This is a genomic window from Dickeya sp. CFBP 2040 (assembly GCF_012273755.1).
Taxonomy (GTDB): domain Bacteria; phylum Pseudomonadota; class Gammaproteobacteria; order Enterobacterales; family Enterobacteriaceae; genus Dickeya; species Dickeya poaceiphila.
Window position 1 is genome coordinate 23818 of record NZ_JAAVXH010000039.1, and the last position, 20207, is coordinate 44024.

The 20207-nt window shown below is 53.3% G+C and carries 16 protein-coding genes; 12 read left to right on the forward strand and 4 right to left on the reverse strand.

Annotated features, from left to right (window positions below; genetic code table 11):
- Positions 1-207: 207 nt before the first annotated feature.
- The 5 genes from gndA (at position 208) to Dpoa2040_RS05605 (ending at position 5942) form a co-directional block, all read left to right on the forward strand.
- The gene (gndA, locus tag Dpoa2040_RS05585; protein ID WP_042869655.1) at positions 208-1614 is read left to right on the forward strand and encodes an NADP-dependent phosphogluconate dehydrogenase; all 1407 of its coding nucleotides are present in this window, start codon (positions 208-210) and stop codon (positions 1612-1614) included.
- Positions 1615-1994: 380 nt separating this feature from the next.
- Positions 1995-2261, forward strand: coding sequence for a hypothetical protein (locus Dpoa2040_RS05590; RefSeq protein ID WP_246867255.1), 267 nt, complete (start codon positions 1995-1997; stop codon positions 2259-2261).
- A gap of 73 nt (positions 2262-2334) precedes the next feature.
- A complete protein-coding gene (locus tag Dpoa2040_RS05595) occupies positions 2335-3012 on the forward strand; it encodes a YjbF family lipoprotein (protein ID WP_168640587.1) in 678 nt (225 codons plus the stop codon).
- Positions 3013-3021: 9 nt separating this feature from the next.
- Positions 3022-3801, forward strand: coding sequence for a capsule biosynthesis GfcC D2 domain-containing protein (locus Dpoa2040_RS05600; protein WP_168640588.1), 780 nt, complete (start codon positions 3022-3024; stop codon positions 3799-3801).
- The gene (locus tag Dpoa2040_RS05605; protein ID WP_168640589.1) at positions 3801-5942 is read left to right on the forward strand and encodes a YjbH domain-containing protein; all 2142 of its coding nucleotides are present in this window, start codon (positions 3801-3803) and stop codon (positions 5940-5942) included. Before Dpoa2040_RS05600 ends, Dpoa2040_RS05605 begins: the two co-directional genes overlap by 1 nt.
- Positions 5943-5992: 50 nt before the next feature.
- Here the strand turns inward: Dpoa2040_RS05605 and Dpoa2040_RS05610 are convergent, their stop codons facing one another.
- Positions 5993-7048, reverse strand: coding sequence for a hypothetical protein (locus tag Dpoa2040_RS05610; RefSeq protein WP_246867256.1), 1056 nt, complete (start codon positions 7046-7048; stop codon positions 5993-5995).
- A 247-nt stretch (positions 7049-7295) separates the two neighbouring features.
- Between Dpoa2040_RS05610 and Dpoa2040_RS05615 the strand changes: the two genes are divergently transcribed.
- Positions 7296-7454, forward strand: coding sequence for a hypothetical protein (locus tag Dpoa2040_RS05615; protein WP_168640590.1), 159 nt, complete (start codon positions 7296-7298; stop codon positions 7452-7454).
- A 44-nt stretch (positions 7455-7498) separates the two neighbouring features.
- On the forward strand, positions 7499-8992 hold the full coding sequence (locus tag Dpoa2040_RS05620; RefSeq protein WP_371810581.1) for a hypothetical protein: 1494 nt from the start codon (positions 7499-7501) through the stop codon (positions 8990-8992).
- Positions 8993-9077: 85 nt separating this feature from the next.
- On the opposite strand, the gene Dpoa2040_RS05625 is transcribed toward Dpoa2040_RS05620, so the two are convergent.
- Entirely contained in the window at positions 9078-10142 is a 1065-nt protein-coding gene (locus Dpoa2040_RS05625; RefSeq protein ID WP_168640592.1) for a VirK/YbjX family protein, read from the reverse strand.
- 1147 nt (positions 10143-11289) lie between these two features.
- Between Dpoa2040_RS05625 and Dpoa2040_RS05630 the strand changes: the two genes are divergently transcribed.
- From Dpoa2040_RS05630 to Dpoa2040_RS05650, 5 genes are all read left to right on the forward strand, one after another.
- The gene (locus Dpoa2040_RS05630) at positions 11290-12321 is read left to right on the forward strand and encodes a hemin-degrading factor (RefSeq protein WP_168640593.1); all 1032 of its coding nucleotides are present in this window, start codon (positions 11290-11292) and stop codon (positions 12319-12321) included.
- Complete coding sequence (locus Dpoa2040_RS05635) at positions 12318-13133, forward strand: hemin ABC transporter substrate-binding protein (protein WP_168640594.1); 816 nt, start codon at positions 12318-12320, stop codon at positions 13131-13133. Before Dpoa2040_RS05630 ends, Dpoa2040_RS05635 begins: the two co-directional genes overlap by 4 nt.
- Before the next feature lie 29 nt (positions 13134-13162).
- Positions 13163-14119, forward strand: coding sequence for an iron ABC transporter permease (locus tag Dpoa2040_RS05640; RefSeq protein ID WP_168640615.1), 957 nt, complete (start codon positions 13163-13165; stop codon positions 14117-14119).
- Positions 14112-14906, forward strand: coding sequence for a heme ABC transporter ATP-binding protein (locus tag Dpoa2040_RS05645; RefSeq protein WP_168640595.1), 795 nt, complete (start codon positions 14112-14114; stop codon positions 14904-14906). The genes Dpoa2040_RS05640 and Dpoa2040_RS05645 overlap by 8 nt, the downstream gene beginning before the upstream one ends.
- 203 nt (positions 14907-15109) lie before the next feature.
- The gene (locus Dpoa2040_RS05650) at positions 15110-17539 is read left to right on the forward strand and encodes a TonB-dependent receptor domain-containing protein (RefSeq protein ID WP_168640596.1); all 2430 of its coding nucleotides are present in this window, start codon (positions 15110-15112) and stop codon (positions 17537-17539) included.
- Positions 17540-17650: 111 nt separating this feature from the next.
- Here the strand turns inward: Dpoa2040_RS05650 and Dpoa2040_RS05655 are convergent, their stop codons facing one another.
- Together Dpoa2040_RS05655 and Dpoa2040_RS05660 are read right to left on the reverse strand one after the other, a co-directional pair.
- On the reverse strand, positions 17651-18136 hold the full coding sequence (locus Dpoa2040_RS05655) for a Dps family protein (protein ID WP_042873851.1): 486 nt from the start codon (positions 18134-18136) through the stop codon (positions 17651-17653).
- Between the two features lie 212 nt (positions 18137-18348).
- Complete coding sequence (locus Dpoa2040_RS05660; protein ID WP_168640597.1) at positions 18349-19806, reverse strand: AMP nucleosidase; 1458 nt, start codon at positions 19804-19806, stop codon at positions 18349-18351.
- Between the last annotated feature and the right edge of the window lie 401 nt (positions 19807-20207).

Here is a 20207-nt window from a genome sequence, read left to right on the forward strand (position 1 = left end):
TCAATAGCATTGTAATTTATTGTGCCGCTTTTTTGATTTTTATTCCGTTTATGTGTCATCCATTCCTTTTGTGGAATTCCTGTCTGATCCCCTGTTGTACCAATAACTACCCACCCAGCCTTAGCTGGGTTACCATGTCAGCCTGCTTTTTGTTGCCTGAGGCGCAATTAGCCGCAGGCAGGTTACCTTCAGACAGGAGTTGTTTTAATGTCCAAACAGCAAATTGGCGTTGTCGGTATGGCGGTAATGGGGCGCAATCTGGCGCTGAACATTGAAAGCCGTGGCTATACCGTATCCGTCTTTAACCGTTCCGCAGACAAAACGGATGAGGTGATTGCAGAGAATCCAGGGAAAAAACTGGTACCGTGTTACACCGTTGAAGAGTTTGTTGAATCTCTGGAAAAACCGCGCCGCATCCTGTTGATGGTTAAAGCAGGTGAAGCGACGGACAAAACCATCGAGTCGCTGAAACCGTATCTGGAAAAAGGCGACATCCTGATCGACGGCGGCAACACGTTTTATAAAGATACTATCCGCCGTAACCGTGAACTGTCTGCAGAAGGGTTTAACTTCATCGGTACCGGTGTTTCCGGTGGTGAAGAAGGGGCGCTTAAAGGCCCGTCTATTATGCCGGGTGGTCAGAAAGAAGCCTATGAACTGGTGGCGCCGATTTTGCAGCAGATTGCCGCCCGTGCCGATGGTGAGCCCTGTGTGACTTATATTGGCGCTGACGGTGCCGGTCACTACGTGAAAATGGTGCATAACGGCATTGAGTACGGCGACATGCAACTGATTGCTGAAGCCTACGCGCTGCTGAAACAGGCGCTTGCGCTCTCCAATGATGAGCTGGCGAATACCTTCTCCGAGTGGAACAAAGGTGAGCTGAGTAGCTACCTGATCGAAATCACCGCCGATATTTTCACCAAGAAAGACGAAGAGGGTAAATATCTGGTCGATGTGATTCTGGATGAAGCGGCTAATAAAGGCACCGGTAAATGGACCAGCCAGAGTTCACTGGACTTAGGTGAGCCGTTGTCTCTGATTACCGAGTCGGTGTTTGCTCGTTATCTCTCCTCGCTGAAGAGCCAGCGCGTGGCGGCGTCTACGGTGTTGAGCGGCCCGGTTGCGCAGGCATTCAGCGGTGACAAGGCCGGGTTCGTGGAAAAAGTACGCCGTGCACTGTATCTGGGGAAAATCGTCTCCTATGCGCAGGGTTTTTCCCAGTTGAAAGCGGCATCTGACGAAAACAGTTGGAACCTGAACTACGGCGAAATCGCCAAGATCTTCCGTGCCGGTTGTATCATCCGTGCGCAGTTCTTACAGAAAATCACCGATGCTTACGCCGAAAACGCCGACATCGCTAATCTGTTGCTGGCACCGTATTTCCGCCAGGTAGCCGACGAATACCAGCAAGCGCTGCGTGATGTCGTGTCCTATGCGGTACAACAAGGAATTCCAACGCCGACATTCTCTGCGGCAATCGCCTATTATGACAGCTACCGTTCTGCGGTATTACCCGCGAACTTGATTCAGGCTCAGCGTGATTATTTTGGTGCGCATACTTATAAGCGTATTGATAAAGAAGGTGTATTCCACACCGAATGGTTAGAATAATATTCTCAGAGTATTATTTATTTTATTAAACCGGGTAGAAATATCCGGTTTTTATTTCTCAGTATCTCTTCGTTAATAGTTAAGAACTTTCTGATAATACCTCATCTCCTTGTAATTTATTGGAAAATAATAACGCTCTTGCGATTTTTCTTATTTTATTAATCACTCAAACTTGTTTTTCTTATTCTCTATCTGAATTTTTGTTCGGATCTTACCCATGCGCGGGAATTATTTCATGAAGGATAAGCTGAAATAATTTTTTCACCGGTCATGGGAAAGATCCAACCTGGCTGATTAATTCAGCCAGTCGGGGGACAGGGAATAACTTTCGGTTTTCCCTGCCTGATGTCCTTAACGGGAAATGAAAGGAAATGGTAATGATGAAGAAAACGTTGGCGATCCTGACACTGGCGCTAGCCGTACCGGTAAGCGCCCTGGCAGTTGGGAGCTCCGCTGGGAGTTCCATCAATCGTGGTGGTGTCTCGGCTGGTTCACACGCGTCGAGTTCGGCTAGTGGTAACGGTTCGGGCTATGGCTACGGCTATGGTCATGGGGTGGGTACTGCCATTGTAGGTGGCGTAGTTTCTGCCTCTACCAGTACCTCCACTGGCACCAGCACTTCAACCACGACGTCAACTCGCGGTTAATGATGGGCTAATAACCAAGGCCACTTCGGTGGCCTTTTTTCTGCTTCGGGATGTTCAGGCGAGACCCATAACAATGAAAAAAATCATTGGATTAGACTTATTTTGTGTGCTGTTGGTCATTCCCTTAATCCTGCTGGGGCTGACAGGTTGTTCTCAGCAGTTCAGCCAATGGAGTCAGACCTTCCTGTCGGCATTATCAGGACCGAAAGACACCAGCATGACGCCACAACAGGTCGAACAAATCCCTTATGCGTCGGCGTATCTGAAAGTGGGTGAAGCTCCGCGTGTCTTTGTGGTGCTGGCGTTTGTTGATAACCAGCAACTGAAATGGCTGACGGCGGATAAAAATAGAGTCGTCACTCGTTTTGGGCGACTGGTGGAAACACAAGGGTTCGGAGAAGACATTCAGCATGTCGGCAATCTGGATTCCGACCCGCTTAGTCTCGGTTTGCTGAAACCTGATACGCCGAAACAATGGCACACCATTGTCAGCTGGTCGCAAGTATTACGCGGCGGTTATGACGTGCAGTCGGTATTTGAGAACAAAGGCCCAGAAATCCTGACGATACTGAATGAACCGCGCCAAACGGTACGTTTCGACGAACAGGTGACCGTACCCACGCTGAACCAACATTATACCAACCAATACTGGCTTGACCCGGATTCTGGTCAGGTCGTTCAAAGTCATCAGTATATGGGACCCAACATGGCTCTGGTCCAGTTCACTGTCCTTAAGCCATACATTCAATAAGGTTACTTTATGTCGTTATTCAATCGATTTGTCGCCTTGTTATTGCTGGTGGCTGGAACATCAGGGGCGGCACAATTAACGCTAAATTATGCGGGTGAAACACGGCCTGCCGTGGTACTGGGTGATGGTACTCGTCTGGATCGGTTTTATGACCAGATAACGTTTCCGGACCAGATTAACTGGCAGAGCGCACTACTTACCAATGAGATGGTGACGAAAAAAGTCACCGAAGAAGGCGAAAAATTGCAGGCCAGACTCTATCAGTTGCAACTGATCTGGCAGGTTAAAGGCAATGGCGACTGGGCTATCGCCGCCTGGTATATGGCGCAGGCATTGAAGCAGGTGAGTATCGCGGGGCGGATTCACGCCAGCATAGACCCGGATATCGTGCGCGTTTCTCAGCGGGATAATCGTCCGTTGGTGGGGAACTATACCCTTTACCTGTCGCCTTACCGGCAGCAGTTCTTTTTGTTCGGGTTAATCAGCACCGGTATCGATATCGGCACGCCGAATGTGTTCAAGGATATTGACCTGCGGCCCGGTTGGTCGGTTGAGCAGTACATCGGTAAACGGCGTTTTCTACCGGGTGGCGATAGCAACACGGGTTACCTGATCTCGGTTGATGGTCACTGGCGCAATGTTCCGCTGGCCATCTGGAACCGCCGGCACCATGAGCCGGCGGCGGGGGAAACGCTATTTATCGGTTTCGATCCTTCTATTCTGCCTGAGGGCTTCACCTCGTTGAATGCGCAGATTGCTGACTATCTTGCCAACCGGATTCCACACTAATGACTAATAACACAACTTTGACATTACGCTGTCTGTCGCTGGCGATAGGCAGCGCATTAGGGGCGCCCGCGTGGGCAACGGGTGCGGACAGTAGCGAAGCGGCGAATCGCAGCGGCTATTATCAGCCTGCCGGGGTATCGCAGATGGACTTTGGCGGCGTTGGGTTATGGCAGATGCCGACGGCACGTATGGCCGATACCGGCGAGTTCAGCGCCAGTTACCGCGATAACCAGGAATATCGTCGCTACGCCATTTCGTTACAGGTGCTCGACTGGCTGGAGGCGACGCTACGATATACCGACATCCGCACCCGGCCTTACAGCAACGTTCCCGGCTTCAGCGGTGATCAGACCTACAAAGACAAAAGTTTTGACGTCAAGGCGCGACTTTGGCAGGAAAGTCGCTGGCTACCGCAAGTCTCGCTGGGGTTGCGTGATATTGCCGGTACGGGCTTGTTCGACAGTGAATATCTGGTGGCCAGCAAGCGCTGGGGACCTGTCGATTTCACGCTGGGTATGGGCTGGGGCAACATGGCACAGAGCGGCAATATTACTAACCCAGCCTGTCGTCTGGCATCAGGATTCTGTACCCGTCCTACCTCTACCGAAACCGGGCAGTTTGCGGTGAAGAACTTTTTTCACGGGCCTGCGGCGCTGTTTGCCGGGCTGGAGTACCAAACGCCGTGGGACCCGTTGCGGCTCAAGCTGGAATATGACAGCAACGATTACAGCCAGGAAGCGGCAGATCAGACGCGCCCTGCATCGCAGCACATCAAGCAGGATTCGCCGATTAACGTTGGGCTGGTGTATCGCGCCACTGACTGGCTGGATACCTCGCTGTCGTGGGAACGTGGCAACACCCTGATGTGGGGGTTCACGCTGAATACCAACTTTAACCGGTTGCGGCCCTTTCATCCTGATGACGAACCACCGGTGTATTTGCCGGCGAAAAATACACCGGGTGGAACCGACTGGCAGCGTGTTTCACAAGAGCTGGATAAAAAGGCCGGCTTTGCCCAACCGGATATTTATGCTGATGATCAGCAGGTCACCGTGGTGGCGGAGCAATATAAATATAATAGCGATGCCGAAGCCAGCCGACGTGCGGCAACGGTACTGGCGAATAATCTGCCGGACAAGGTTACTCAGTACCATATAGTTACCCGCAGCGGCCCGCTGACGACCACCAGCACCAGAGTGGATGCCAGCGCGTTGCGTCAACTGGAGTCCGGCAGTACGCCGTTGGGTGTGGATGAACCGAATCCCTATCACGTCGAACCGTTGCCGGAACCACGTGGCCGGCAGGTGTTGCACACGGCTCCACCGCGCTTTTCTTATGGCATCGACCCCTCGCTTCAGCAGTCGTTTGGCGGCCCGGAATCGTTCTATATGTACCAGTTGTCAGCCAATGCCAGCGCCGATTTCCGCATGACGGAGAACTGGCGGTTGGGGGGTACGGTGAATATCAATTTGCTCAACAACTATGACCGGTTCAACTACAAATCTCCCCCGCTGGATGGTGCGGCGTTGCCGCGGGTTCGAACGCATATTCGTGAGTACGTGACCGCTTCTGATGTCTTACTGACCAATCTGCAGCTGTCGCGTTATGATCATCCGGCACGCGACTGGTATACCCAGGCTTATGGCGGCTATCTGGAAATGATGTATGCCGGGGTAGGGGGCGAGGTGTTGTATCGGCCTTTTGGCAGCCGTTGGGCGGTGGGTATAGACGTCAACCACGTCAAGCAGCGAGACTGGAACGATCCGCAGCGCCTGAGCGATTACAGTGTTACTACCGGTCACCTGACTACCTACTGGTCACTGCCGTTCGTTGAAGGCGGGTTGGCGAAAATCAGTGTCGGGCGCTATCTGGCCGGCGATAAAGGCGTCACGCTGGATCTGTCGCGCCGTTTCGACAGCGGGATCGTCGCTGGTGCCTTTGCCACTGTCACCAATGTCAGCGCCAAAGACTATGGTGAAGGCAGCTTCACCAAAGGCATCTATTTCACTATTCCGTTTGATTTGCTGTTTAACTCGCCGACTACCCGCCACGGCTCCATCGGTTGGGTACCACTGACTCGTGATGGTGGGCAGATGCTGAATCGGCGCGATGTGTTGTACGACATGGTAGACCGGGAATAGCCGATTGGGGATGTCAGCGCCTCTTGCAACATAGGAGGCGCTGACGGCTATCAGGACTGAGGCCGGATCGATGCTGGAGATACCTGCGGGCGCTCGACGCTGGTCTGCTGGTAATACAGCTTGCTGCTGACCATCATCATGGTGGCGAACAGAAATAATCCTGGCGAAAAATAGCCATAGCCGCGCAGGAAAAATTCGACGGCGTAGGCGATTATCACCGCCATGGCGATTTTCAGTAGTGTCGATTCGGTATCGGTATTATCACGGATGTGATTGATAGTATTGACGGCTTTTTTCAGAACCCACAGGTAGCCGATACTAAGCAACAGACCAATGGCACCGAATTCGCTGACGATTTTCGAAGCCAAAAAGCCGCCGTCGGTACGGTTGAAGTCGTTGCCTGCGAGCGACTGGATGATGTAACCGTATTTGCCGACACTATTGGTGCCTGCCATTTGTAGCCCCAGTCCGAGGTAATGGCTTTCCAACAAGGCGTTTTTAGCGTCATCCACCCCTTGCAGAAATACCAGTGTGGTCAGGTTGTCGGTGTCGTCGTTGATAGCCAGACGTGAACCAAAATAGGCGATGGCGGGCAGGTCGGAAAAATAGGTCAGCATGACATACACTGCTGCGACCAGTACGACAATGATCGTAAGCATCAGCGTAATGCGGCGCGACATCCAGAAAACAAAAATCGCCATCATACAGAACACCAGCAGCGTCAGACTGGGGAAAATCAACGCCTGTAACAGCAGGTTCGCCATCAATATCATGCGTTCCCGGTTTTTCATCAGGATACCGCTGGCGCAGACAAAGATGCCTACCGTCAGCGCGTAATGGCTCTCCTCAGAAAAAGGAAACACCGCTTTAGGTTTTGCCGCATAATTGCCGATGTCAATGCGATAGATAACCGAGAGCCAGCCAAGTAACAACAAGGTATAGGTAACAGCACGAAAAGCAGAGGCAAGGGTGTCTGGATCAGTGGTCAACAAGCGGTTGGAGAATAATATGGCGCCGAATAACACAATAACCAGCGCCGGTAATGTGAAAAGCGGTTTGTAATTGTCATACATCGCCGCAATATAGCCAGATTGCGCCAGCAACATAAATATCACTATTGAGAAAAGTAAGATTCTTCCGCTGGGAAATGCCAGGTTTTTCATATAGCGCAAGCCATAAATATAAATAGGTATTATCGCTACCATCATGCCTGACGCCAGTGAAGATTGTTGGAAAAATACAAACACAAACTGCGGTATCAGGAAAATGCAAAGCATTGTCCAATAAAGCGGGTCGTATTTTATGGTTGCGTCCAATTTTCAACTCCCATTATTCAGTAAACGTGTTGTACCGATGGATGATAAAACAAATGAATTTTTATTTTTAATTATTTTTGCAGAAAGTTATGACAGTGGGCTAACGCTATGTTTTTATTTTTTTATTTTCGATATATCTATCGGTGCTGATCGTTCATTCCGTGGTTCTAGAGGGTTTTTATTTTTAATTCATTGAATTTATTGGAGTAGGAGGGTTTTATGAACAGAAGAAATTTCCTGGTGGGCAGCCTGGCATCATTTGCAGTGACCTCTGTGGCGGCGGGGGGGGATAATAACACTCAGAGCAATAATACAGTTGCGTTCACTAATGATCTCGCTCGTTACAATATTGATTTTTCTGGAAAGAAAGATTCTACGGGTTCTTTTCAGATGCTTCTTAATGATATGTTGGAAGAATCGAAATCTTTATCAAATTCACAGCAGAAAGTCAGGTTAATGTTGCAAGGCGTTGTTTTAGTTTCTTCTACGATAAAAATAGATGCATCGAAAGTTTCTATTCATGGCCCTCTGACAATTATTTTTACCAAAAATGGTAAATTTGATAAATATGCGATGGTGGTGACCGGAAATCCGGATGTGGATGCGGCTTACAGTAATATTGTGGACAGCTTTTTTTCTGGTGTGCATTTTATTTCTGAAAAGAGAACGTTAGATCTGTTTTTTGCTTATAACCCAGAAAGCAATTCCAACCGTAATGCCTCCTGTCTGTTGAGTATTTATTCCTGCCGGTTTACCGGGTTCAGGAGGGTCTTTTCCAACGGTGCGGGCGGTTGGGGATGGAACTGGTTCTCCTGTGGTTTTAATAACTGTGATCGCCTGCTGTACCTGACCCGTCAGCCAGATTCCTACGAACGTTTTACCTTCATCGGCTGTATCTGGCAAAACGGTGGGTATGCGTTCGAAATCGATAATCCGAACGGCGTCGTGTACTGGCAGGCGGGCAGCTTTGATTACTGTGAAGGGATTGCGTTAATAAATGAAGGCCATGTTGAAATCAACGGTCATGTTGAGTATGTGAAGCGAAAGCAACCTGCGGTGGTGCTCAGGAAAAAGAACGCCAGCTTTGTGTTCAACGGTGGGGCGATTTTTGTGCGCCAGAATCCGGAACGGCCCTACCTGATTTTCGAACAAGCGTTTGATTATCAGACCACATTGACCAATGTTTGCTTTGCCACCGATGGCGTCAATGTACCCTCCTGCGTTATCTCCAATCGCCCCTGCTGGAAAAACAATCTGATTTTTTCCAACCAGATGGCGGAGTTGATCGCCCTTAACGATGGCGGTAGCACGCTGGTTTATCCCGGTGTGGCGGGTTGCGCCTGCCATTATGATCCCGCCTGTATCAAAGAAGAGAACGGGCGATTTGTGAGAATCGCTGAGGGCGGTGACGCACAGGTACAATTCCTGATACCGATCAGTGGGCAGAATCAAATTGGGGTGACCTGGCAGGCTCGAACCTCCGTTAACGCTAAGGTGGTCATTGCCAAAAAACTCCATGCGTACGCGGTAAACGGCCTCGGTCAGGTGATGGTGGATTTGTCGCGTGATGGTAACGATTACATCCAGAGCAGCGAGCAACTGCAGAAAGGCAGTTCAGGCACCATTTGGAAGATCCCGCGCAGCGCCTGGCTGTTCGCACTCTCATTCAACCTCTCTGCCGCCAGAGTTGGCGACTATCTGGATATGCGCGAACTGAGGCTGGTCACTTGCTGATTACCGGTCATCATAGTGAGTGTCTGGGGGGCCATCCTTGTCAGGCAAGGATGGCTTGTCATGTCGCTACATCATGAACCGGTTATCAGGCCGGCGGCACAGCAACCTGACACGGTTGCCTGTGACCCTCTTCCCGTTGGTGTGGATGTGACATTTTCATGGTTCCATTGTTATCAACCGAACGGTTGAACTGGCTGTCTGGTTGGCGGGGCGATGCCGTTGTATCCGATGACGCGGTGTGCTCCAGATTTTGCCTGACCTGGGCATGAATGTCGTCCAGCAACTGGTAACGGCGCTGATACTGTGCCCGTTTCTTGCTTGGCAATTCATCCAACGTTTTGCGTGTAATAGCCAGCGGGAGTTGATACAACCCCTGTGCGTTTCTGTCTGCGTTGATTGACAGCCAGAATTCGCTGTAACTGGAAAAACGCACTTTATTTTTGCGGTAGGAGTAGCGCAAATTCTGGTAAACATGGTTTTCATCGCCTACCGCCAGAATACGCGTGATCCCGGTGAGACGGGCAATAGCCAGCAGACACTCCAGCAACAGGCGTTTAGGGAACAGCCCAAAGCAGGCTTTCGAGGCGTCTTTGGTTAGTTCACGGGTCTGCTCACGGCCTTTTCCCTGTAAACCGCCAATCATGATGGTGAGTTGGTCCTGACTGCGAATGACGGAAAACGTCAGCGACGCCAGCACCATGTCATTGAAACGAATGCGCAGCGTAGCCTCACCCTCTTTGTCGTAACGCGAATTGCTGCAAATCAGCGAAAAAATCTCGCCGTTTTTACCGGAAAAACGGGCCAGACAATAGTCATCCTGACTGAGCAATGCCTGTTTCAGAAACGGGTTGGCAAGTTGTTGCACGAAAAGATAATGGCTACGAATCGCCTCAGCTCGTTCGTCTGCACGTAGCGTGGCGGACAGATAAGGGCGATGCACCTTGGTTGGCAGCATGGGGCGAATGCTTACTGCCTTCTGCATTGCGGGAATCTCAATAATATTTTGCAGGTGACGTAAAGTTATTGACGGCATTAGCAATGAGCGCAATAGAAATTTGGCTTTTATATCTGTCGCACACCAGATTTTTTCAGAGAAAAAATTGCCCTTTAACAGATGATAAAAAAGTGACAATGCAGATTTTTTTTCCATTTTAATCCCCAGTGATAATGCTAAAAATAACCACAGGGGAGCAATAACGTATCACCATAAAATAAACTTAAAACCCCTGTCATATTCACGTGCGAGACTGGCATTTATCGCTGGCCTTGCATCATTCTATGGTTAACGATTATAGCGAGGGCAATGAAAAGAGAAATCATAACCCCCGTGCTGTTGAGTATTGATTTAGTGAAAATAATAAATATTGGTTCATCGCAGGTCTGTTGGGGATTGATTTAAACTTAATACCCAGGAGAGACGTATAATAAAAGATCAGCATAAAATTGGTGCGTTCGGGGATAATGAAACAGATGTCTTGCATAATGCTGGCAAACGAGCGGACCGTGGCGTCAGCAAGGTGTGTCAGCTGCTGCGCTACCCGGACCATTTCATAGTTCGGTGCTGCTGTCCGCAGCGTTCAAATTAGTTTTCGCCGATTTGCCATTCCCCCCAGTCACTTGCTTATTAAGTGACTGGGAATGAAATGAGAGACATCCTGTCTCTCACCAGAGGCCAGCCGTTGGCTGGTCAAATTCGTTCCCAACGAATTTGTCACGCGGTTGCCGCGTTACAAGGCTCTAATGAGCCAACGCGTTGCGTTGTTCAACACGCGAGCGTGTTGTCCTGCAACTCGAATTATTTGGGGCATAGTTAAGCTATTTATGTTTATTTTCGACAGGAAATTGCCATGGAATAAAGGAGTTATAACTTCTTTTCTGTTGAGTGTGCTTATCATAGATGCCGGTGAAGGGTATTTTGGCCAATTGATGCCATTTGAATTTTACCGTTGTTAATAGGCTGATGGGTAATGCTATGAGGTTATTAATTGATTTTTTAATTGATTGATTATCATTGGTAAATTAAATGGCAAGATAAATGTGAATGGTATTATTCCATAATAATGAAAATTGAATTTGAAAACCGCAGCTGATTTTTTGCTCACCACTCTGATTTATCATCCAGACACGGCGTACCCCCGGATTTATCCCTGCGGAATGTAATGAATTAGTAAATTTTTGTTGCGAATGTGTCTTGTTTTCATTTATTTATAATGATAATAATAATTATTATCTTTTGTGGGGAATTCACACATCAATACCGTAGCCAGCGGACGGCGCTGTCGAGGGAGTTTTGGCATATGCAGCATCACTACACACACTACCTGCAACTAAAAGTTGAGCATCCACACAAGTATGCCCGTGATTTGGCCCACATGATGGGGCTGAGAGAAGCGGAGCTGACATCGCTGCGCGTCGGGCATGATGCCCGACGCTTATCCGGCGACAAACGTGCACTGCTGGCCGGGCTGGAGTCCGTCGGTGAAACCAAGTCCATTACCCGCAATGAGTACGCAGTACATGAACAGGTTGGGGTTTACCATAACCAGCGCATTGGTGAACACGTTGGTCTGGTGCTCAACCCGCGCGGGCTGGACCTGCGCCTGTTTCCCGAACAGTGGGACAGTGCGTTTGCGTTAACGGAACAGACCGCGCGCGGCGAACGTCATAGCATTCAGTTTTTTGATCGTCACGGCGACGCAGTGCTGAAGGTCTATGCCACCGACAACACGAAACTGACCGTCTGGCTGGCGCTGATTGATCGCTTTACGCTGGCGGATAACCCGCCGCTGGTGCTGCAACCGGTACCAGTCGATACCCCAGTTGCTGTGCTGGACGCCACTGTGATCGAACAGGAGTGGCGGGCGATGACCGATGTTCACCAGTTCTTCCCGTTGCTCAGGCGGCACCAGGTCACGCGTCCGCAGGCGTTTCGTGCGGTGAGCGACGATCTGGCTTGTCAGGTGAGCAATCAGTCGTTAGGGACGTTGCTACGCGCTGCCCAGCAGGCGGGTAATGAAATCATGATTTTTGTTGGCAACCGCGGTTGTGTGCAGATTTTCACTGGCGTGATCGAAAAGGTAACGCTGATGGAAAACTGGCTGAATGTGTTCAACCGTGACTTCACGTTGCATCTGGTTGAAGACGCCATTGCTGAAAGCTGGGTTACCCGTAAGCCGACCAAAGACGGCATTGTCACCAGCCTGGAGGTGTTCGCAGCCGACGGCACGCCGATCGCCCAACTGTTTGGTCAGCGTTCGGAAGGCGAGCCGGAGCAGGCGCGCTGGCGTGAGCAGGTGATGTCGCTGGTGACGCCGGAGGTGGCAGCATGAGGGGGCTGTGCCTGCTGTTGCTGTGGTTACCGCTGTCGCTGCTGGCCGCTGATCGGATAGTGACCATTGGCGGTGATGTTACCCAGATTGTGTTTGCGTTGCAGGCAGGCGACAAGGTAGTGGCGCGTGACAGCACCAGTCTGCATCCGGAGGCGGCGACAGCATTGCCGAATGTCGGCTATATGCGCCAGCTAAATGCGGAAGGCATTTTGTCGATGCAGCCGACGCTGGTGCTGGCAAGCGCACTGGCGCAACCGTCCACAGTGCTGGAACAGGTCGCCAGCCGGGGTGTGCGCGTGGTAACAGTGCCTCAACCGCAAACGATCGAAGGCATTAGCGAAAAGATTCAGGTGATCGCCAATGCACTGGGGGTGGTATCGCGCGGCGACGCGCTGGCGCAGCAGATAAAACAACAGCTGGCGGCGGTGCCGCCCCAGCCGACGACGGCCCGCATGTTGTTTATTCTCAGTCATGGCGGTATGAGCGCGATGGTGGCCGGGCAGGGCACCGCAGCGGATGCGGCGTTCCGTGCCGCCGGATTGCAGAACGCGATGCAGGGATTCAACCGTTATCAACCGCTGTCGCAGGAAGGCGTGGTAACTAGCCAGCCGGACTGGGTGGTGATTACTACCGATGGCGCGAAATCCCTGGGGGGCGAGGCGGCAGTGTGGAAACTGCCAGGACTGGCGCTGACGCCGGCCAGCAAGCACAAACGGTTACTGATTGTCGATGACATGGCGTTGCTGGGCTTCAGTCTGGATACGCCGGCGGCGCTGTTGCGCCTGCGTCAAACCGTGGATGCGGCGAAGTGAGTCAGTCTCCACGTTTGACGTTGCTGACAATGGCGGGTGCGCTGGCACTGTTGGCGGTGATCGCCGCCGGCAGCGGTGCAATGTCGGTGTCATTGACGCAGTTGATGAGCCAACCGCTCGACAGCATAGCGTGGCAGGTGTGGTGGCATATTCGCCTGCCGCGTGTGGGGCTGGCGTTGTTGGTGGGGATGGCGCTGGCGCTGTCCGGCGCCGGAATGCAAGGGCTGTTTCGCAATCCGCTGGCGGACCCGGTGTTGCTGGGTGTCAGCAGTGGCGCGGCTGTCGGCGTGGCGCTGGCGATACTGTTTCCGCTGGCGTTGCCGACACTGCTGGCGTTGTACCTACCGTTACTGGCCGCTTTTGTCGGTAGCCTGCTGATCATGCTGTTGTTGTTCTCCCTTAGCTTGTCGGGCGAGCGTTCCCTGTCGCGCCTGCTGCTGGTGGGCATTGCCATTAACGCCATCGGCGGCGCTGCTACCGGTCTGCTGGCGTGGATCAGCAACGATCAGCAACTGCGCCAGTTGTCGTTGTGGGGGATGGGGAGTATGGGGCAGGCGCAGTGGGTAACAGTGGCGGCGGTAGCGTCGCTGGTGGTGCCCTGCGTGTGGTGGCTGCAGCGGCTGGCTTCGCCGCTCAATTTGCTGCAACTGGGCGATGAGGAAGCGCATTACCTTGGGGTGGATGTGCATCGCACCCGGCGCCGCATAGTGATTCTGTGTGCGGTGCTGGTGGCGGCGGCAGTGTCGGTCAGCGGCATTATTGCTTTCGTCGGTCTGGTCACGCCGCACCTGATGCGGCTGCTGTTGGGCGCGGATCACCGCTGGCTGTTACCGGGCGCGGCGCTGGGTGGCGCGTTGCTGCTGTTGCTGGCGGATACGCTGGCCCGCACGCTAGTGGTGCCAGCGGAGATGCCGGTAGGGTTGCTCACCAGTCTGATCGGCGGCCCCTGGTTTTTGTGGTTGATTCTGAGGCGACAGCATGGCTGAACCACGTTTTGCGCCACTGGAGGCGCATCAGTTGAGTTACCGGGTGACTGCCGGTCGGTTCCTGATTGATGATGTGTCGCTGACGCTGAATCCCGGCGAACTGGTGGCGCTGATCGGGCCTAATGGTGCGGGTAAATCCACCCTGCTGCGGTTGTTGACCGGCTATCTGACCCCGCAACGGGGAGAATGCCGGCTTGATGGACGTGCGTTGACAAGCTGGTCGCCGGGCGCGCTGTCGCGTCTGCGTGCGGTGATGCGCCAGGATAATACGCTAACCGCGTCATTTCTGGTGGAAGAGGTGGTGGCGATGGGGCGAGCCCCCTGGCGTGATACGCCGGAGCCGGACGTGGTGTCTGCAGTGCTGGCGTTGACCGGTTGCGAGCATCTACGCCGTCGGTTATATCCCCAATTGTCCGGCGGCGAGCAGCAACGTGTCCGACTGGCGCAGGCGCTGGCCCAGCTCTGGCGGGGCCACGGTCCGCAAGGCTGGCTGTTTCTGGATGAACCGACCTCGGCGCTGGATTTGTTTTATCAGCAGCGGTTGCTGCGATTGCTGAAGTCGTTGACTATAAAAGAAAATCTTGCGGTGTGTTGTGTATTGCACGATCTCAATCTGGCGTCGTTATGGGCTGATCGGGTGGTGGTGATGCAGGGCGGCTGCAAAGTGGCGGAAGGCGCGCCGGCGCAGGTGCTGACCGAAACGGCGATTCAGCGCTGGTACCAGGCGGAAGTGTGGGTCAGTCGTCACCTCGATGCCGGTACGCCGCAGGTGGCGTTGCGGCGTTAAGCGGCAGGTGGCGCATTGATGACGCCCAAAGCACGACAATCATAATAATAACAACGTTACCCGGAAGTGCTCCGGTTGCGACAGGGCGGTTAGCGCACCGGCAACCGGAACGATAACGGATACACGACCGTAACGGGTTGAAATAATACTGTTTGGCAATCACTGAGCAAGAAGATAATGACATCTACTATTGAGGTTGCAGTATGTTCTTGCACAATAAAGAAACGCATCGCATCGGGTTAAACCGAATTATTTTGACCGGCGTATTGACCGGTCTTGCCTGCCCGACGTTGGCGGCGGACGTGAATACCTCGACATCATCGACGACGGCAGCCTCGGCCACGACGGGTGCCGGAAAGAAAAACGCGGCGTCGGCGGACAATGCTGCTACCGGCTCATCCGGCGATCAGATGACGGTGATGTCGCCGCGAGTCACCCAGGCGGGTACCACTATTACGATTACCGACAGTGAGATGCAAAAGAACGGAGGCAACGACTTCGGTTCTATCATGCGCTATCAACCGCTGGTGAGCGCCACCGGCGTCAGCGGCGGTTCCGGCGCCGGTAAAAGCGGGTTTGATCGCGGCGGCTATACCGGTTACAACATCCGCGGTCTGGAGAGTAATCGGGTGGCGATCGATGTGGATGGCATCCCGCAACCCAACGCCACTGGCCGCAGTTATGCCGGGCGTCCGGGGCTGAATACCTTTGGTATTGGCCGCGATTACATTGACCCTTACATGTACGGTCTGGTCAGCATCGACGCGGGCGCGACCCCGATCGAACGCGCCAATAACGCCATCGGCGGCGCGGTGTCGTTCCGTCCCAAATCGCCCGATCAGTACTTATCCGCGCAGAAAGATCACTATGTCGGTTATCAGAGCGACTACGACTCCGCCAGCCGCAGCTGGCACAATGGCGTTACCGTTGCTGGCGGCGACCAAACCCTGCGCGGCATTGCGGTGGTCAGCCGCCGTGATGGTCAGGAGACCCGCACTAACAGTGATCGTCTGTCGGCCTATCCGCTCAACTGGCACTCGACGGCGGTGATGACCTCGGCTATCTGGCAACCTAACGAGCAGCACCGTTTCACCGGAACGCTCGACTATTACAACAAGACGTCTCACACCCATTACGATGGCTGGAATAGCACAGGCAGTAGCATCGTCGGTACCTCACAGCAGGACAGCGACAGCGAACGCTGGAGCGGCAGCCTGCGCCACAGCTGGACCTCCGCCACCAACACCGGCTGGGTGGATGCGGTGGATTCTCGTGTCTACGCCCAGCGCTCCAGTGCAAAAGACGACACCGACATGCCGCTGGACGACGGCAGTATGCAGAAGGTCAACTCCGACTACAACGTCAGAACCTACGGCGCTGAAACCAGCCTGCTGAAATCCTGGGGTATGCACCAGTTCACCTGGGGTGTTAACGCTCAGCAGTCCGACACCGAACGACCGTTCCATCAAACACCGGTACAGACCGGTCCCAACGCCATTATGCAGCCGGAGGCGGACAGCCGCAGTTATAGTCTGGGCGGTTTCGTGCAGGATAAGATGGAGGTCGAGCTGGCCGGCAAGACGCTGGCTATCACCCCTGGCGTGCGGGTGGCGCACCAGAGCACGAAGTCACGCAACCTGTCCAGCCTGAGTGCGGGCAGCAGTGTGATCACCGCGAGCGATGTGCAGTCGCTGTACGGCAAGACCACCCGTGATACTGAAGTGCTGCCGTCGCTCAGCCTGCAGTATGAACTGACGCCGCGCCTGAGTACTTACCTGCAGTATCGCCGCGGCGCCCAGTTCCCGGATGCCAGCCAGCTGTACGGTTCCTGGAGCCTGGGTTCCAACTATGCTGGCCGCGCGCAGTACGCGCTGATCGGCAACAGTAATCTGGAAACCGAAACCAGCAACAACTATGAGTGGGGGGTGAAAGGCGACGTGACCGACGGGGTCAACTTCCGCACCGCCGTGTTCTACAACGACTACAAGAACTTTATCGCCAGCACCCGCTACACCCGCGCCGCCAATCCGGAAAAATTCGCCAACGTACCGTCGAATATCTATACCGCTTACCAGATGGAAAACCGTGACAAGGCTTACATCTACGGCGCGGAATTCAGCAGTCGCGTGAAGTGGGGCACCTGGTTCGACGCGCTCGGTGGGTTCAGTACTACGCTGGCGGTCGGCTATAACGAAGGCAAGTCAAAATCCCGCTATCTGGGCGACAAATACGTTGACCTCGACAGCGTAGCGCCGGTGAAAGCGGTGGTCGGTCTGGCCTGGGACGAGACGGATAACCGCTACGGTGCCGCCATCACCACGACTTTCCAGAAAGGCAAGCGCGCCACCGCCACCAACCGTCAGGGGTATAACAATACTGGCGCGGCGCTGACCGATTCGACCGTTCAGTACATGCGCGTTCCGGGCTACGGGCTGGTGGATTTGACTGCCTACTGGCGCGTGCTGCCGAATGTGCGGCTGAGCGGCGGCGTTTATAACCTGACCGACCGGAAATACTGGGATTATCTGAGCAGCCGCCAGCTGACGCTGAGCACTAATCAGGATAGTTACAACCGTGAACTGGCGGTGATGCCGGGACGCACCTTCCAATTGGGCGTCAATGTCGATTTTTAATCGTCATTGAGCCTTGCTAACGGCGTCCTGCTGGTCAGTTAGTTGGACGCCGTTAATGCATGAACCCCGTCCTGGACGGGGTAGTGATTGTGACGAGGCGTCAGGCCGGGGTTATTTCAGGTAGGCATTGAACATCCAGATTTGTTTTTCCTGCTCTTTGATGTAATCAGTCATCAGCGACGCCGTGCCTTCATCGCTGGCATCCGCCGCCAGCGGCAGGATTTCCCGCTGCTGTTGCAGCAGCACCGCATAACCGGCCAGCAGCCCTTGCAGCGTTTTTTTGCCATCGGTGGCGTTGACGTCTTCTTTGATATCCGCTACTTCCAGGTAGTCGCTGTAGGCATGTAGCGGCTGCACGCCCAGTGCCAGAATACGCTCCGCCAGTTCATCAATTTTCAGCAGCAGTTCGTTGTAGATTTCCTCAAACTTGGCGTGAAGTTCGAAAAAAGCCGCGCCGGAAATATTCCAGTGATAACCGCGCACATTCATGTAAAGAATCTGGTAGTTAGCCAGCAACGTGTTCAGTTTGGCGGCAATCTTTTCAGACTGCTGCACATCCAGACCAATCGGACTCTTTTTCTTTTTACTGCCTGACATATAACGCTCTCCTTTTCTGTCAATCGCATGTTGGTTCGCTATGAATATCAGGCCGGCGGTGTTCACTTGCCGGTCATTTTTCATCATAGACCAGAAACTCTTACTTCATCTACGCCGTTTCGGCGCAGCGGGCCAGCAACCCTTTATAAAACGATTCTGTGAATGAACAATCGATAACCGCTCTCGTTAGCCTGAGAGCGGTTTTATTTTATTTAGCGGAATGGAGGCTCGTTGAAGGTGCGCAGTTTGCGCGAGTGCAGGTGTTCGGCTTCAGCACGCAGCAAATCTACCGCACGGATGCCAATCTGCAAATGCTCAGAAATCGCCCCTTCATAAAAGCGGTTTGCCTGACCGGGGAGTTTGATCTCACCGTGCAGCGGTTTATCCGACACGCACAACAACGTGCCGTATGGCACGCGAAAGCGATATCCCTGCGCGGCAATAGTGGCGCTTTCCATGTCTACCGCCACCGCCCGGCTAAGGTTGAAGCGCAGCGCCGAGGCGGAATAACGTAATTCCCAGTTGCGGTCGTCGGTGGTGACCACGGTACCGGTGCGCAGCCGTTGTTTCACTTCTTCGCCCGGCATACCGCTGACCTGCTTGGTGGCGTCATACAAGGCGCGTTGTACTTCGGCAATACTGGGGATTGGGATATCCGGCGGCAACACCGAATCCAGCACATGATCGTCGCGCAGGTAGGCATGTGCCAGCACATAATCACCGATATTCTGACTTTCCCGCAGGCCGCCACAGTGGCCGATCATCAGCCAGGCGTGTGGTCGCAGTACCGCCAGATGATCGCAGATGGTTTTGGCGTTAGGCGGCCCGACGCCAATGTTCACCAGCGTAATGCCGCGCCCTTCGCGCGAGATCAAATGATAGGCCGGCATCTGATGATTTTTCCATGCCAGATCGGATACCGCCTGCTGCGGGTTCTCGGTGTCGGCGGTGATCATTGCGCCGCCTGCGCAGGCCAATGCCCGGTACGGGCTGGAGGGATCGGCAATCTGATCACAAGCCCAGCGTACGAACTCATCAACGTAACGGGTATAGTTGGTAAACAGCACAAACGGCTGGAAGTGCTCGGCGCGGGTGCCGGTGTAGTGGCGCAGGCGTGCCAGAGAAAAGTCAGTACGCAGCGCGTCAAAGTGTGACAAGGGGAAATGGTCAAGCGTCTGTAGCAGACCATCAGCGGTTTCATCGCCGATAAGCGCCAGCGATGTGGTGGGGAAATGCTGCGCCAGAGCAGCACTCATTGAGCGTTCCAGCTTCAGATTGGCACCGTCGATCACATAGGGGTAAGGGATCTCTTTGTCCGATGGTGCGACGTCGATAGTGGCCGAATAATCGTTTTCCAGAATTGCCAGTTGTTCCGCCAGATAATGCCGGAACAACTGTGGACGGGTGACGGTGGTGCGGTAGCTGCCGCCGTGGGTAAGGCGGCCATACGCACGGGTTTTGCTGTGCTTTTGCGACAGTCCGTCCCAGGTAATGCGCAGTTCCGGATACACAAACAGCCCATTGGCGCGAGCGGCGGCATCCGGCAGGGTGCCGTGGTTAATGAAATCGCCGATTGCGGTACGCAGCGCTCTGACTGCGCCATCATACAGCGCTTCCAGTCGGTCCAGCGCCTCGCTGGCAGACAGGCCAGCGGCAGGTGCGTCACTCATTTTTACTCCTTTCTTCTGATGCGATGGCTAATGCCATACTGTGGGGTTCATTGTGGCACACCACACATCACGGCACGATGGGAGAAACGTGAATTTGAAAAGTCAGTTTGTTGATGTTGTTGTGTTTGTATAGCGATGAAACACGCACTCACCTCTTATTTTTCCTGAAAAAATCTATGCCACGTAAGTCTGTGCCACGTCATGTCAATCTGTGCTACGTCAGTCGCCATAGGCGTTATACGCAAAGCAGGGTGGATTGTTCACGAAGCGTTATGCCAAAAGTATCTTTACTGTCCGGCAGATAATCTTTGTCCGTATTGGTGGCTGGGGTAGAGTAAGTCATCATTAGGGTGACTGAGTCTGGGGCAAAATACACATCGGAGCAGGTGGCTGAGGTGTGA